At 64.1% G+C, this 14,910-nt stretch carries 12 protein-coding genes; 3 read left to right on the plus strand and 9 right to left on the minus strand.

All coding sequences use genetic code 11. The annotated features are described in order from the left end of the window. The first annotated feature begins 86 nt into the window (after positions 1-86). Together PQR32_RS03785 and PQR32_RS03790 are read left to right on the plus strand one after the other, a co-directional pair. A complete protein-coding gene (locus tag PQR32_RS03785) occupies positions 87-1,076 on the plus strand; it encodes an AAA family ATPase (protein ID WP_408222388.1) in 990 nt (329 codons plus the stop codon). Next, a complete protein-coding gene (locus PQR32_RS03790) occupies positions 1,073-2,800 on the plus strand; it encodes a cobaltochelatase CobT-related protein (RefSeq protein ID WP_408222390.1) in 1,728 nt (575 codons plus the stop codon). The genes PQR32_RS03785 and PQR32_RS03790 overlap by 4 nt, the downstream gene beginning before the upstream one ends. A gap of 25 nt (positions 2,801-2,825) precedes the next feature. On the opposite strand, the gene PQR32_RS03795 is transcribed toward PQR32_RS03790, so the two are convergent. The 7 genes from PQR32_RS03795 to tauA form a co-directional block, all read right to left on the minus strand. Further along, on the minus strand, positions 2,826-3,587 hold the full coding sequence (locus tag PQR32_RS03795; RefSeq protein WP_408222392.1) for a TSUP family transporter: 762 nt from the start codon (positions 3,585-3,587) through the stop codon (positions 2,826-2,828). Next, entirely contained in the window at positions 3,584-4,621 is a 1,038-nt protein-coding gene (pta, locus tag PQR32_RS03800; RefSeq protein ID WP_408222394.1) for a phosphate acetyltransferase, read from the minus strand. The genes PQR32_RS03795 and pta overlap by 4 nt, the downstream gene beginning before the upstream one ends. 140 nt (positions 4,622-4,761) lie before the next feature. Further along, positions 4,762-6,594 (minus strand): sulfoacetaldehyde acetyltransferase, encoded by a 1,833-nt coding sequence (gene xsc / locus PQR32_RS03805; protein WP_408222396.1) that lies wholly within the window; start codon positions 6,592-6,594, stop codon positions 4,762-4,764. 197 nt (positions 6,595-6,791) lie between these two features. Further along, complete coding sequence (phnY, locus tag PQR32_RS03810; RefSeq protein WP_408222467.1) at positions 6,792-8,198, minus strand: phosphonoacetaldehyde dehydrogenase; 1,407 nt, start codon at positions 8,196-8,198, stop codon at positions 6,792-6,794. 244 nt (positions 8,199-8,442) lie between these two features. Then, positions 8,443-9,363, minus strand: a complete 921-nt coding sequence (locus tag PQR32_RS03815) for an ABC transporter permease subunit (RefSeq protein WP_459252002.1) — start codon at positions 9,361-9,363, stop codon at positions 8,443-8,445. After that, positions 9,356-10,171 carry a taurine ABC transporter ATP-binding protein gene (locus tag PQR32_RS03820; RefSeq protein ID WP_408222400.1) on the minus strand — a complete coding sequence of 272 codons (816 nt, stop codon included), beginning with the start codon at positions 10,169-10,171 and terminating at the stop codon, positions 9,356-9,358. The genes PQR32_RS03815 and PQR32_RS03820 overlap by 8 nt, the downstream gene beginning before the upstream one ends. Before the next feature lie 32 nt (positions 10,172-10,203). Beyond that, on the minus strand, positions 10,204-11,262 hold the full coding sequence (gene tauA / locus PQR32_RS03825; protein ID WP_408222402.1) for a taurine ABC transporter substrate-binding protein: 1,059 nt from the start codon (positions 11,260-11,262) through the stop codon (positions 10,204-10,206). 289 nt (positions 11,263-11,551) lie between these two features. On the opposite strand from tauA, the gene pdxR reads away from it, so the two are divergent. Then, a complete protein-coding gene (gene pdxR, locus PQR32_RS03830; RefSeq protein WP_408222404.1) occupies positions 11,552-13,081 on the plus strand; it encodes a MocR-like pyridoxine biosynthesis transcription factor PdxR in 1,530 nt (509 codons plus the stop codon). Positions 13,082-13,121: 40 nt separating this feature from the next. On the opposite strand, the gene PQR32_RS03835 is transcribed toward pdxR, so the two are convergent. Together PQR32_RS03835 and PQR32_RS03840 are read right to left on the minus strand one after the other, a co-directional pair. Continuing rightward, the gene (locus tag PQR32_RS03835) at positions 13,122-13,874 is read right to left on the minus strand and encodes an IclR family transcriptional regulator (RefSeq protein ID WP_408222406.1); all 753 of its coding nucleotides are present in this window, start codon (positions 13,872-13,874) and stop codon (positions 13,122-13,124) included. Between the two features lie 118 nt (positions 13,875-13,992). Next, on the minus strand, positions 13,993-14,829 hold the full coding sequence (locus tag PQR32_RS03840; RefSeq protein ID WP_408222408.1) for an IclR family transcriptional regulator: 837 nt from the start codon (positions 14,827-14,829) through the stop codon (positions 13,993-13,995). Between the last annotated feature and the right edge of the window lie 81 nt (positions 14,830-14,910).

Genomic DNA, 14,910 nt, shown 5'->3' on the forward strand with positions numbered 1-14,910 from the left:
AAAGTGCGTATGATGGACCGGCGAGGCCGCGCCGCCAGCTTGCTGGGCGCCGGCCGTCGTCGTGACGAAGCGCGGAGGAGACCGTAGTGACCGATATCGTGACAGGCAAGCCGGACCGGATGGTCTCGGTGCGCACGTTGTTTGGCATCGACTCAGGCTTGATGGTGCCGGCCTTCAGTGAACGCGACGACCACGTTCCGGAAATCGACAAGGTGTACCGCTTCAATCCTGAAGTGACGCTGGCGATTCTCGCCGGCTTCATGCGCGAGCGCCGCGTGATGGTGCAGGGTTTGCACGGCACGGGCAAATCCACGCACATCGAACAGGTCGCGGCGCGTCTGAACTGGCCCTGCGTGCGCGTGAATCTGGACGGGCATATCAGCCGTCTCGATCTGGTGGGCAAAGACGCCATCATCGTGCGCGACGACGTGCAGGTCACCGAGTTCCAGGAAGGTATCGTGCCGTGGGCGCTGCAACGGCCCATGGCGTTGATCTTCGACGAATACGACGCCGGCCGTCCCGACGTGATGTTCGTGATCCAGCGCATTCTGGAGCGCGACGGCAAATTCACGCTGCTCGATCAGAATCGTGTGATTCATCCGCATCCGTACTTCCGGCTGTTCGCAACGACCAATACGGTCGGCCTCGGCAATCTGAACGGTCTTTACCACGGCACGCAGTTGTTGAATCACGCACAGATGGACCGTTGGAACGTGGTCGCCACGCTCAACTATCTGCCGCGCGCCGAGGAGGCCAGCATCGTGCTGGCGCGTGTGCCGGAACTCGCCGACGAGGCCGGCCGCGCGCTGATCGAGTCGATGATCAGCGTGGCGGAATTGACGCGCAAAGGCTTCGCCACCGGCGATCTCTCCACGCTGATGTCGCCGCGCACGGTGATCGACTGGGCGGAAAACTGCCAGATCTTCCGCGATCCGGCGATGGCGTTTCGGCTGACCTTCGTCAACAAGTGCGACGAGGCCGAACGGGCCATCGTGGCCGAGTATTTCCAGCGCTGCTTCGATAGGGAACTGGAAAGCGCGGCGGAGCGCGAGGCGCGCTCGACGGTGCCGCAATGACGCCTGCCGAGCGGCAAGCGACACGCCGCGCCGAACAGCGTCAGAACCTGTGCGCGGCGGCGGTGCGGGCATTGACCGGGGACGCTGAGCTGCATTACCGCGCCGGCCGTTTATTCCGTGGACTGCGTCCGGTGCATCTGCATGCGCCGCATCTGCGCACTGACCCGCAACTAGATGATCTGCGTTCCTTGCGCGGCGCGGCGGACGGGGCAGCATTACGCCTCACGCATTCCGACGCGAATCTCCACGCAAGTCTGTGTCCCGCCGAGCCGGTCGAGCGGCTCCTGTTCGAACTGTTCGAGCAGTTACGCTGCGAAGCGCTTGCGCCGGCCAGCATGCCGGGGCTCGCGCAGAATCTGCGCCATCGCTTCGAGACATGGTCACGAGCGTTCTATCGCACTGGACTGATCGACGGCCACCTTGGCATTCTGCTTTACACCGTGGCTCAGATCGTCTGGTCGCGCCTGTCGGGCTGGCCCGTGCTGGAAGAAACCGAAGGTCTGATCGAGGCCACGCGCGCCGCGATCACGCCGACCTTGGGCGTGCCGCTCGCGGCAATGCGGCGGCATCGGATGGAGCAGGGCGCGTTCGCGGTTCATGCGCTCGAATTGGGCCGCCTCGTCAGCCAGATGATGCGTGACGCCCGTGCGCAGTCTCTCGAAGATGAAGACATGCAAGCGCCGGAAGACGACGAAGCCGTGCGCGCCATGTTCGCGCTCTGGTTCGACACCGACGACGGCGAGCAGGTCGACATGGGCCTCGCCGCCACCGGCGACAGCCGCGTTCTCAGAGACGCCGAGCATCGCTACCTGGCGTACACCACGCGCTACGACCGTGAGTTCGTGCCGGGCTCGCGGATACGCAGCGAGTTGCTAGCCGAATACCGTGACCAGCTCGACAAGCGCATCGCCGCACAGCGCATCAACGTGCCGCGGCTCGCATACGCGCTCAAGGCCGCGCTCGCCGTGCCGCAACGCGACGGCTGGTCGTTTGGTGAAGAGCACGGCCGCATCGATGGCCGGCGTCTCGCGCAACTGGTCAGCTCGCCTGCTGAGCGGCGCCTGTTCCTGCTTGAACGGCACAAGCCGCTCGCCGATTGCGTGGTGAGTTTTCTCATCGATTGTTCGGGGTCCATGCGAACCTATATCGAGCCGGTCGCGCTGCTCGTGGACGTGCTCACTCGCGCGCTCGATCAGGCCGGTGTCGCCAGCGAGGTGCTGGGTTTCTCGACCGGCGCCTGGAACGGCGGCCGCGCGCGGCTCGACTGGCTGGCCGGCGGCCGGCCGCATCATCCGGGGCGGCTCAACGAGGTCGCCCACCTCGTCTTCAAGGATGCGGCGACGAGCTGGCGGCGCGCTCGCGCCGACATCGCCGCGTTGTTCAAGGCCGATCTGTTCCGCGAAGGCGTGGACGGCGAGGCGGTCGACTGGGCCTGCACGCGGCTGCGCGCGCGTGCCGAGGCGCGGCGGATTCTCGTCGTGATCTCGGACGGCAGTCCGATGGATAGCGCCACCGCTCAGGTCAACGATACCTATTACCTCGACCATCACCTGAAGCAAGTAGTCGCACGCAACGAAGCCGCGTGCGATGTCGAGTTGCTGGGCCTCGGCGTCGGACTCGATCTCAGCCCGTATTACCGCCGTTGTCTTGCTGTCGATCTATCCGCGCCACCGGACATGTCGCTGTTCGCCGAACTCGTCGGCTGGATCGGCGCGCGGCGGTAGGGGGACCGGGATGTTGTCACGCGCCTCAGCGGAGCAACTGCTGCAACGCGTGCAGGATGAGCGATCCGCCGATCACCACCAGAATCGCGTACGCGATGCGGCGTGTCATCACACCCGACAGCGGCGGCGGATACTGCCGCGCCACGATCGTCATCAACGCGACGACCGGGACCGCGAACGCGGCCTGCATCCAGATATCGGCGTCGAGTTGTCCCTGGTACGCGCTGAACAGCGTGCGAGTGATCGAAGTCACCGTGAAGATCAGAATCAGCGCATAGCGGATCTGCATGAGCGAGAGCGGCTGGCGGTAGAACTGAAAAATCAACGGCGGCCCGGATACGCCGAACATGCCGCTCAGCAGGCCGCCGAACACGCCGCTGACGAAGAAACTCCGATCGCCCGAGCGGCAAGCGAGCGGCGCCGGCCGCAGCGCCGCGCTTAAGCCCCCATACAGCACCACGCCGCCCAGCAGCAGTTGCAACACGCTGGAAGCCGCATTGCTCAATAGATCCAGCACCAGCACGCCCGCCACCACGGAGGGCAGAATACCCAGCGTGGCGGCGCCCACCGCGCGCCAGTCGATGTGATGGAATTTGCCGGGCAAGGCGGTCGCGCTATTGGCAAGTGTTACGAGGCTGAGCAAGGCGGCGAGACTCGTCACCGGCGCCAGCTCGAAACCGCTGGCGGCGCCGATGACGATCATGCTCAGGCCGAAGCCGGTAATGGTTTGAAAATAGCTCGCGACGCCCATCAGCGCGAGGAGAGGCAGTAACTTCTGAACGATCATGGATGAGACGGCGTGAGGAGGGCGTCGGGATGCGTGAGCGCGGCTTGCGCCTGAACCGCCGTGACGGCGGTGACGTAGTAGATGTCGTCCGCGCTGCAGCCGCGCGACAGGTCGTTGGCGGGCTTGCGCAGGCCTTGCAGCAAGGGGCCGATCGCCTTCGCGCCGCCGATCCGCTCGGCCAGCTTGTAGCCGATGTTGCCCGCCTCGAGACTCGGAAACACCAGCACGTTGGCGTGGCCCTCTACCTGCGAGTGTTTGACCTTGCGCAGCGCGATTTCGGAGACGATGGCCGCGTCGAGTTGCACGTCGCCGTCGATCGCGAGATGCGGGCGGCGCTCCTGCACGATGTGGGTTGCGTTGACCACCTTGTCGACGGCCGCGTGGTGAGCGCTGCCGCTGGTCGAAAACGACAACATCGCCACGCGCGGTTCGTCCATCAGCAGGCTTTTTGCGCTGTCCGCCGCAGCGATGGCGATTTCGGCGAGTTGGGCGGCATCCGGTTCCACCACGAGTGCGCAGTCGGAAAAGATCAGGCCGCCCTTGAGCGTGTGAAACGGCTCGCACAGCATCATCAGAAAGAAGCTCGACACGAGCTTGAATGAAGGCGCGATGCCGATGATCTGGATCGCGGTGCGCACCACGTCGGCGGTGGTGTTGACCGCGCCGGACACGGAACCGTCGGCGTGACCGAGGCGCACCATCAGGTTCGCGAAGCACAGCGGGTTGAGGATTTCTTTCTGCGCCTGTTCGAGCGTCATGCCTTTTTTGCTGCGCAGAGCGAACAGTTCCTCGACATATAACGGTGCGAGCGCAGAAGCGGCGGGATCCACCAGTTCCATCCCGGACAGATCGACGTCGAAGCGGGTGGCGGCTTCGTGGACGCGCGCGGCGTTGCCCACCAGCAGAATGCGGGCAATGCCTTCGCGGCTCGCGCGTTGCGCCGCCTGCAACACGCGCGGATCCTCGGCCTCGCTCAGCACGATGCGCATCGCCGAACGACGCGCTTGTTCAATGATGCGGTTGATGGCTTTCATAGGAATGGCCGAAGAGGCAGCGAGAGGTGTAACGAAGAAGCCGGAAACAGAGCGCCCGCGCGGGCGCGCCCTGTTTCCGGCCAGTCAGCGCGGCGGCCTCCACTCGCCTTGGCATGGAGCCCGCCGCGCGCCCAAAACGCTCAGACGTAATCCCTGTACTTGTCGAGCATGCGCACCGGCTTGGAGAGCGCGTCGCGGCGGAACGGGTCACCCAATTCACGCGTACACATGATCTCGATGATGGTGGTCTTGCCGTGATTCATCTGCGCGTCGATCGCGCGCTTGAGCGCCGGGCCCACATCTTCGAGACGGTCCACCACGATGCCTTCGGCGCCCATCGCGCGGGCAATCGCCGCAAAGCTCTGGTTGTCGAGCTCGCCCGCCACGAAGCGGCGATTGTAGAAGTCCACCTGGTTCTTCTTCTCGGCGCCCCACTGACGGTTATGGAACACCACTGCCGTCACCGGAATGTTGTGGCGCACGCAGGTCATGGTTTCCATCAGGCTCATGCCCCATGCGCCATCGCCCGCATACGAAACGGCCGGACGGTGCGGCGCGGCGACCTTGGCGCCGATGATGGTCGGAAACGCGTAGCCGCAATTGCCCCAGCTCATCGCCGCGAAAAAGCTGCGCGGCTTGTTGAAGCGCAGATAGCTATTGGCCACCGAGTTGATGTTGCCGATGTCGGTCGAGACCATCACGTCCTCGGGCATGGCCTTTTCCAGTTCGCGCAGCACCTGGCGCGGATGCAGATAGGTGCCGCCGCCGGGCGTGCGTTCCTGCTTCTGCTCCTCGATCATGTCGAGGCTGTAGGCGTCGCGTTCGTGCGTCCAGTCGTCGAGTTCCTTCTCCCAGGCCGCTTTCTCCGATGCGATCTGAGCGCCGCGTTCCTCGCGCGTGGCGTCGCATGCAATCTTGCGTCCCGCAAGGCGCTCGGTCAGCGCGACGGCGGCGGCTTTCGCGTCGCCGCAGATGCCCACCGAGATCTTCTTCACCAAGCCGAGCATCTTGTGGTCGGCATCGATCTGGATGATTTTTGCGTTGGCCGGCCAGTAATCCATGCCGTGCTGCGGCAGCGTACCGAACGGGCCGAGGCGTGAGCCGAGCGCGATCACGACGTCGGCGCGCGACAGCAGTTTCATCGCGGCTTTCGAGCCCTGATAGCCGAGCGGGCCGCACCACAGCGGATGATTGGCGGGGAAGGAATCGTTGTGCAGATAGCTGTTGACCACCGGCGCGTTCAGACGCTCGGCGAGCGCCTTGCACTCTTCGATCGCATCGGCCATGACCACGCCGCCGCCGGAAATGATCACCGGGAATTTGGCTTGCGCGAGCAGTTCAGCCGCTTCGTTCAGGCTTTGCTCACCACCCGCACCGCGATCGAGACGCTGCGGCTGAGGAATTTCAACCTTGACCTGACCGTAGAAGTAATCGCGCGGGATATTGAGCTGCGTCGGTCCCATTTCCGCCATCGCGCGGTCGAAGCAGCGGCCCGTGAATTCCGCCATGCGGGCCGGATGGGTGACGTGGCCTTGATACTTGGTGAACTCCTGGAACATGGGCAGTTGCTTGGCTTCCTGGAAGCCGCCCAGACCGATGCCCATGGTGCCGGCCTCCGGCGTGACGATCACGACCGGGCTGTGCGCCCAGTACGCCGCCGCAATGGCGGTGACGCAGTTGCTGATGCCCGGGCCGTTCTGGCCGATCACCACGCCGTGACGTCCCGAGACGCGCGAATAACCGTCGGCCATGTGGCCGGCGCCTTGCTCGTGCACCACCGGAATCAGGCGGATGCCGGCGGGCGCGAAGATATCCATGGCGTCCATGAAGGCGGAGCCCATGATGCCGAACATATCGGTCACGCCGTTGGCCGCCAGGGTTTCGACAAACGCTTCCGACGGCGTCATGGCCTGCGGGCCGCTGGCACGGTTGTCGGCGGTAGCGTCACGCGGGGAAGGATTCTGCTCGCTCATGGGGTGTCTCCAGCTCTTTGAGATAAGTGGAACAAAAAATACCGAAAAATGCTTGGTGTCTGAAATGTAGGCCAGCAGTTTCAGCGCGTCAACCAGAATTCAAATAAATGGAACATTTTGTATCAAAAAATGCGTATGCGACGTATGGAGATCGTTCGGGTGGTTTCGTCCCCGAGGCGAAGGCCGTCACTCCGTCCTCACTGCCACGGCAACGAGTACGTCTTCACGTTGGTGAAGCTCTTGATCGCTTCCTGAACGCCTTCCTTGTAGCCGAGCCCCGAATCCTTGATGCCGCCGAACGGCGTCAGTTCGAGCCGGTAGCCCGGCACCTCGCGCACGTTCACGCTGCCCACCTCCAGCTCCGCGATAAACCGCGTGATGTAGTCGAGCCGGTTCGTGCAGACGGACGAGGACAGGCCGTAATCGGTGGAGTTGGAAATATGGATCGCTTCGTCGATATCGCGGAAGCGGATGACCGGCGAAACCGGCCCGAAGGTTTCATAGCGGACGAGCGGCATATCCGGCGTGACGTGGTCGACCACGGTCGGCGCATAGAGCGCGCCGCGGCGCACGTTGCCGACCAGCAGCTTCGCGCCGCGGCTCACGGCGTCGTTGACCTGCGCTTCGAAGAACTTCGCGGCGTCCTCGTCGATCACGGTGCCCATGTCGGTGGCGGGGTCGGCTGGGTCGCCGTAGCGTATCGCGCGGGTCTTCTCCACCAGCAATTCGACGAAGCGGTCCGCCACCGCTTCATGCACGAGCATCCGCTTGATGGCGGTGCAGCGCTGCCCCGAGTTTTTGTACGAGCCGGAAACGGCCAGCGTGCTCGCTTCGTCGAGGTCCGCGTCTTCCATCACGATGATCGGATCGTTGCCGCCCAGTTCCAGAACTGCTCGGCGGTAACCCATCTTGTTCGCAATGTATTTGCCGATCGCCACTCCGCCCGTGAACGTAATGAGGTCGACGCGCCGGTTCGTGATGAGTTCATCGGCGATGTCCTTCGGGTCGCCCGTCACCACCTGGAGCATCTGTTGCGGCAGGCCGGCGCTGTAAAGAATCTCGGCGAGGAGGCACGTGGACAGTGGCACCTTTTCCGACGGCTTGACGACGATACGGTTGTTGGTGGCGATGGACGGCACGATCTTGTGCGCCACCTGGTTCATCGGATGATTGAACGGCGTGATCGCGCAGATCACGCCGAGCAGCGGCTCGCGCTGCGTGTAAACGCGGCGCTGTTTGCCGTGCGGCGTCAGATCGCAGGAGAAGATCTGCCCGTCGTCCTTCAGCGCTTCATTCGCGCCGAATACCAATACGTCGCTGACTCGGCCGGCTTCGTATAGCGAATCCTTTTTGCAGAGTCCGGATTCCGCTGTAATCAGGTCGGCGATTTCACCGGTCCGCTCGCGCACGATATCCGCCGCGCGCCGCAAAATCTGCGCGCGCTCATAGCGGGTGAGTCGGGCGCGATACGCGTGCGCGTACTCGAACGCGTGGCGCACGTCGTCCACGGTCGCTTTTGGAACGGTGCCGACCCGCTCGCACGTATAAGGGTTGAATACCTCGATGACCTCAGCGCGCGTGACCCTTTCACCGCCGATGCGCATGGCCTCGTGCCGCCCCTCAAAAGACAGCTTCGGTTTAACGATGGCGTTCACGCGGCCCCCTGACTGGATTGACGATCGTGGAAGGTAAATGTCTTACCGTTGAGGTCGATATTGCCGGTGGGCACGGCAATGGGGTAGAGCCAGCTTGGGGGAGTCGCTGAGTCCAGCGCCGTGTCACGACGTGACGCAAAAAAAGAAAGGGCCCGAAGAAGGACCCTTGTCAGCGAAGTACGGCGACGCTATCTCAGACTTTGCCTTTCCAGGGCACCAGCACGCGCTCGATATAGCGCATCAGCAAATCGAAGCAGAGCGCGAAGAAGCCGATCACGATGATCCCCATGATCACCACGTCGCTCGCGAGAAATTCCGCCGCGTTGAGCACCATGAAGCCGAGGCCGCTGGTCGAGGCGACCATTTCGGCGGCCACCAGCGTGGTCCAGCCCACGCCGATGCCGATTCGCATGCCGGTAAAGATCTCCGGCATCGCCGACTTCAGGATCACGTACAGCACCACTTGCGTGCGCGAGGCGCCCATCGAATACGCGGCGTGAATCTGTTCGATCGACACCGACCGCACGCCGGCGCGCGCCGCAATGGCGAGCGGCGCGAAGATCGCCAGGTAGATCAGCAGCACCTTCGAGAATTCGCCGATACCGAACCAGATGATGATGAGCGGCAAATAGGCGAGCGGCGGCAACGGCCGGTAGAACTCGATCGGCGGATCGAATGCGCCGCGCGCGAAACGCGACACGCCCATCATCACGCCGACGGGTATCGCCGTGAGACAGGCGAGTGCGAACGCACCAAACACCCGCAGCAAGCTGATGCCGGTGTGCTGCGCGAGCGTCGAATTGGCGAAGCCTTCCCTCGCGACGTAGATGAACTTCGCGTAGACGGCCTGTGGCGATGGCAGGAACAGCGGCTTGATCCAGTGCAGATTGGTCGCCGCGAACCAGAGTGCGACGAACGCGGCGACGGTGATCAGGCTGGTGACGACACTGCTGCCTTGCCCCGGCACGCCGAACGTGTCGCCGGGCCGGGCGGGTTTCTTCGCGAGCATACGAGGTCCGCGCCCGGGTCGGCGGGGCGGGCGGATCGGCGTGTTCGTCTCCATGGGCGCGGCCTCGCCGTGCAACACGGCATGAGCGGATTTAGAACTAAACATGAGCGACTCCGGCCTCGGCGCCGTGCAGCTTCTCGTCGCCGTAAATGATGTTGAGAACCTGCTCGCGCATCGCGATGAAATCGGGACTCGATTTGATCGCCCGTGCGTCGCGCGTTTCGAGAAAACGGCGGTTGAAGTCCAGTTCGTAGGTATGCGTGATGCGGCCGGGACGCGGCGACATCACGATCAGGCGGCTCGCAAGGAACAGTGCTTCCTCCACGCTGTGCGTGATGAAGAAGAACATCTTGTTGGTCTTCTTCCAGACGTCGAGCAGCAACTCCTGAATGGTCTCGCGCGTGAGCGCGTCGAGCGCGGCCATCGGCTCGTCCATCAGCAGCATCGCCGGATCGCAGGTGAGCGCGCGGGCAATGCCGACGCGCTGCTGCATCCCGCCGGAGAGCTGATAGATCATGTGCTTGTGGAAATCCTGCAAGCCGACCAGCGCCAGATTGCGCACGGCGATTTCGCGCCGCTGCGCGCGCGGCACGCCTTGCAGCTTGAGGCCGAATTCCGCGTTGTCGATCACGTTCAGCCACGGCAGTAGCGCATGCTTCTGGAACACCACGCCGCGGTCCGCGCCCGGCCCCGCGATGGGTTCGCCGCCGAGCAGCAACTCGCCCCGGCTCGGCGCGATGAAGCCGGCCATCAGCGATAACAGCGTGGTCTTGCCGCAGCCGGACGCGCCCAGCGCGACCACGAAGTCACCCGAGCGGATAGTCAGGTTGATATCGTCGAGCGCCTGCACGGTCTGGCCGGGACGCCGCCCCGGAAACACCACGCTCACGTTCCTGACAGTCATGTTTTCCATGTTGCCTCCTGATCTCGCGGATCACGGTTACGTCATTTGAGTTGCGCGGCGGCTTCGGCATAAGCCGGCGTCACGAATTTCGCGTAGTCCGGCAAGACAGTGCCGATCTGTTTCTGGCTCTTCAGGAACTCCGAGGTGTCCTTCAGCGCGAGCGCGGCGCGGCTCGTCGTACCGCCGCCCAGCCATTGCGCGGACGCCTGCTCGCTGACCGTGGGGAACGCATAGAGCGACAGCGACGCCGGCACGTCCGCCGGCGAGCCGCCGATCATCTTCGCAATGGCCGCGGCTTGCGGCGAGGTCGCATTCCATTGCGACGGATTGCTGCGGTATTGCTGGTCGGCGTCCGCGATTGCCTTGACGAGTTTCGCCATGAAGTCCTTGTGTTCCTCGCCCCATTTGCGATCGACCGCAATGCCGTCGAAGGTCGGCTTGCCGAGTTTCGAGAGGTCGCCGGACGTGATCAGCACCTTGCCGCTTTTCTTCAGCTCGGCGAGCGCGGGGTCCCACACATAGGCGGCATCGATGTCGCCGCGCGACCAGGCCGCGACGATCTGATTGGGCTGCATGTTGAGGATCTTCAGGTCAGACGGATTGATGCCCCAGTGCTGCAGCGCGAACATGGTGTGATAGTGGGTCGTCGACACGAACGGCACGCCGATGGTCTTGCCCTTCAGGTCCGCCGGCTTCGTGATGCCGGAGCCGTTGCGCACCACCATCGCTTCGGCCTGGTTGATGTTGTCGAGAATCCAGAAGAGTTGCAGATCGAGACCCTGGCTCACGGCGGCGGCGAGCGGGCTGGAGCCGATCACGCCGACCTTGACGTCGCCGGATGCGAGCGCGGTCGCGACTTTCGCGCCGGACTCGAACTGCCGCCAGTTGATCTTGTAGCCGGTGGCCTTTTCGATCGAGCCGTTCGCGATGCCGACCACCCACGGATCGACGATCTGCTGATAGGCGATCGTGATTTCCTTGTCTTCGGCGTGGCCGGGCGTTGCCACGAGGCTCGCCGTGGCGGCGAAAACCAGCGACAGGACGCAACGCGCCGTCCATTGGAACCACGGCCGCAATGTCGAGTTTTTATGGCGTTTCATAATAGGTCTCACAATAGGTTTGAACAGCGGGTCTGAACAGCGGCTGTCTATGGAGCATGGAAGTCGTGTGGCCACGACGGGTGCTTGTCCCAATCGCCTTGGACGGGGTGAGTCGAGTATCGTCAGTAAAAAATAGAGCAAGTTAGTGCCAGACGGCGCCGATCGTTGAGTCCACATCGGCGGGCCGAACTGCTCTGGCCGGCCCGCGCCGTCGCCGCTCATGCGGCAGAAGGCCGTCACGTGCAGCGTTGCCGTGACTGGCGCGGCTCTTTCACTTTCAGGAGGAAGCATGTCTAGCCGTACAGCGACGGCCCTTTGGACGCAGCGTTTTCAGCGTCCGAGCGACTCGAACATGAGCCTGCAGGGGCAGATCCGCCAGATGCTGGTGGCCGCGATTCTGGACGGCCAGCTGCCGCCGCAGACCGCGTTGCCGTCCAGCCGGGAACTGGCCGATCAACTGAGCGTCGCGAGAAATACGGTGGTGCTGGCGTACCAGCAACTCGTGGAGGAGGGCTATCTGATTTCGCGCGAGCGCAGCGGCCACTTCGTCAATCCGGCGATGCTGGAGGGACGCCACGGCTTCAAGGCGCCGGCGCGGACGGCGCCCGGCAGCGAGCAGGACCAGGCGCCCGCGCGGCCCGATTGGGCCCAGCGTGTGCAACGGCGGCCGTCCGCGCAGCGCAATATCGTCAAGCCGGGCAACTGGCAGGACTACGAATATCCCTTTATTTACGGGCAATTCGACCAGTCGCTGTTTCCGACCAACGACTGGCGCGAATGTTGTATGAAGGCGCTGTCGGTGATGGAGATCCGCAACTGGGCGCCCGATCTGATCGGCCGCGACGACGACACGCTGATCCAGCAGATCCGCACGCGCGTGCTGCCGCGGCGCGGCGTCTTCGCGATGCCGGATGAAATCGTCATCACGATCGGCTGTCAGCAGGCGTTATATCTGGTCGCCGATCTGCTCGCGCGCCAGCGCACCACGGTGGGCTTCGAGAACCCCGGCTATCCGGACGCGCGCAATATCTTCGAGAACCGCAATGCGCAACTGGTGCCGCTGCCGGTCGATGAAGGCGGCGTGCGCCCCATCGAGGACGCGCATCTGTTCGCCCAGTGCGACTACGTCTACGTGACGCCGAGCCATCAATGCCCGACCACGGCTACGATGCCGATCGAACGCCGGCATGCGTTGCTCGAACTCGCGCAGAAGCACGACTTCGTGCTGATCGAAGACGACTACGAAAGCGAAAACAACTTCTCGGGCCTGCCGCATCCTGCGCTCAAGAGTCTGGACAAGGCCGACCGCGTGATCTACATCGGCAGTCTGTCGAAGACGTTCGCGCCCGGCTTGCGGCTCGGGTATATCGTGGGTCCGCGCGAACTGGTGCACGAGTTGCGCGCACTGCGCCGGCTCATGGTGCGGCATCCGGCGGCGTATATTCAGCGCGCGTTCGCGACGTTTCTCGCGCTCGGCCATCACGACGCGCTGCTGCGTAGGCTGGCCCACGCTTATCGCGAGCGTGCGCTGGCGCTGATGGCGGCGCTCGATACGCATATGCCCGAAGCGCGTCACATCCCGATCACGGGCGGTGCTTCGTGCTGGGTCGAAGGCCCGCCGTGGCTCGACGCCGTGCGTCTTGCCGCCGACGCCGAACAGCACGGCATTCTGATCGAACTGGGCGGCGTGTTCTTCATGGATGGACTGGAGCAGAAGAACTGCTTCCGCATGGGCTTCTCGGCCATCAAGCTCGACAAGATCGACGCCGGCGTACGCCTGTTGGCCGAACTTGTGCGCAAGCAGAAGCCCGCGCTGTGAACGCGCGTTGCGCCTGAAAAGGCTGGCAACGGTTCTCGCGTCAGAAGGTTGCCGCGAGTTCCTTGGCGGCTTCCTGAAGACGCGGCACGAATTCGAGTGCGCGCGACAGCGGCGCGCGCGAAACCGGCGCATGCACGGCGATCGCCGCGATGCACGCCCCGCTCTCATCGATAATCGGCGCCGCTACGCACACGATGCCGGCCAGAAACTCCTCGTTATCGATCGCAATGCGCTTGTGCGCGGTCCGGTCGAGTTCCGCCTCGAGCAGTTCCGGATCGGTGATGGTGTTCTGCGTGAAGCGTTCGAGCTTCAGCGCGCGCACGAGCGCCGAGCGCTGTTCGCGTGGCAGCATGGACAGCAGCAATTTGCCGCTCGCGCTGCAATAGGCGGGGACGTGCGAACCGGGTTTGAGATCGAGGCGCAACGGCCACGGCGCTTCCATGCGGTCGAGGTACAGCACTTCGGTTTCATGCAGCATGGTGAGATTGCAGGTCTCGCCGAGATCGGCCACCAGACGCGCGAGGATCGCATGACGCAGACGTCGCGCGCCGGAATGCATCACGACCCCTAACGCGAGTTGCGCGAGCCGCGGCCCGATCACATACGCGTTCTTCTGGCCGGGTTCGCGGATCACGAGCCCGCCCGCCTCCAGCGAAGCAAGCATGCGATGCAGCGACGCCTTGGGCAGCGCGACGTCCTGCGCGATGTCGGCAAGCGAAACCGGCCCGTCCGAGTTGACGAGGTGTTCGAGCAACGCAAACGCGCGCAACGTCGGAGTATCCGCTTTGGTCATGCCTGCCGTTCCGGAAAATGGATCGGCGTCATTGTACAACTCGGCTTCAGGCCGCCCGGCCTTGGCGCTGCGGGGTGGGGACTCTGCCGTGTCTAACGGATCGCTCATGGGAAAGGCCTCAGCGCTCATGGTACGGATGCTCCGTGGAAGGGCCGGCGGATAACAGCGGAGCCAGCTTCAACGCCGCGTCCTTGAGTTTCGGCACGGCCTTCAGCAGGTCGTTCAGGCTTGCTCTCGCGGTCGGCGCGTGAATCGCGAGCGCGGCCAGTACGTTCCCGGCAGTGGCATCGCGCACCGGCACCGCAACCGCCACCATGCCGCGCACCAGTTCCTCGTTGTCGATGCCGATCCCGCGCACGGCGAGCCGGTCGAGTTCCGCTTCGAGCAGATTCAATTCGGTCAGCGTGCCTTGCGTTCTGCGCTCTAGCGTCAAACGCGCGAGCACGGGACGGCGCTCGGCCGGCGGCATCTGCGACAGGAACAGCTTGCCGCTCGCGGTGCAGTGCAAGGGCACGCGCGTGCCGGGCTGCAGATGGAGGCGCAGCGGTTCAGTGGTCTCCACGCGCTCCAGATAGAGGACGGTGTCGCGGTCGAGCGCGGTGAGATTGCAGGTTTCGCCGAGCGAGTCCACCAGCGAGCGCAACAGCGATCGGCAGGCTCGCCCGAACGTGTTGTTGGACAGCGTGGTCAGCGCGAGCTGCGCCGCTTTCGGGCCCAGCGTGATGCCACGGTCCGTGCCGCGCGAATCGGGCAGATGCGTCACATAGCCCTGCGCTTCGAGCGATTCGATCAGCCGCATCAGCGTCGCCTTGGGAATGTGCAGGCGCAGCGAGAGTTGCGAAAGCGAAAACGGCTGTCCCGCGGCCGCGAGCTGTTCGAGCACGGCCAAGGCGCGCAGCGCCCGTGAATCCTCGGCGAGAGGTTCACCGCGTGGGGACGAGCAGAGTGCTTGCATACGCTTCCTTGCTGTCGATCAGTGGCTGCCCAGCGTCCGCGTACGCCGCGCGAGCCGGCCGGTCATTTCTAAAAGTGAAAC

This window comes from Paraburkholderia dipogonis (assembly GCF_046027395.1).
GTDB lineage: Bacteria > Pseudomonadota > Gammaproteobacteria > Burkholderiales > Burkholderiaceae > Paraburkholderia > Paraburkholderia dipogonis_A.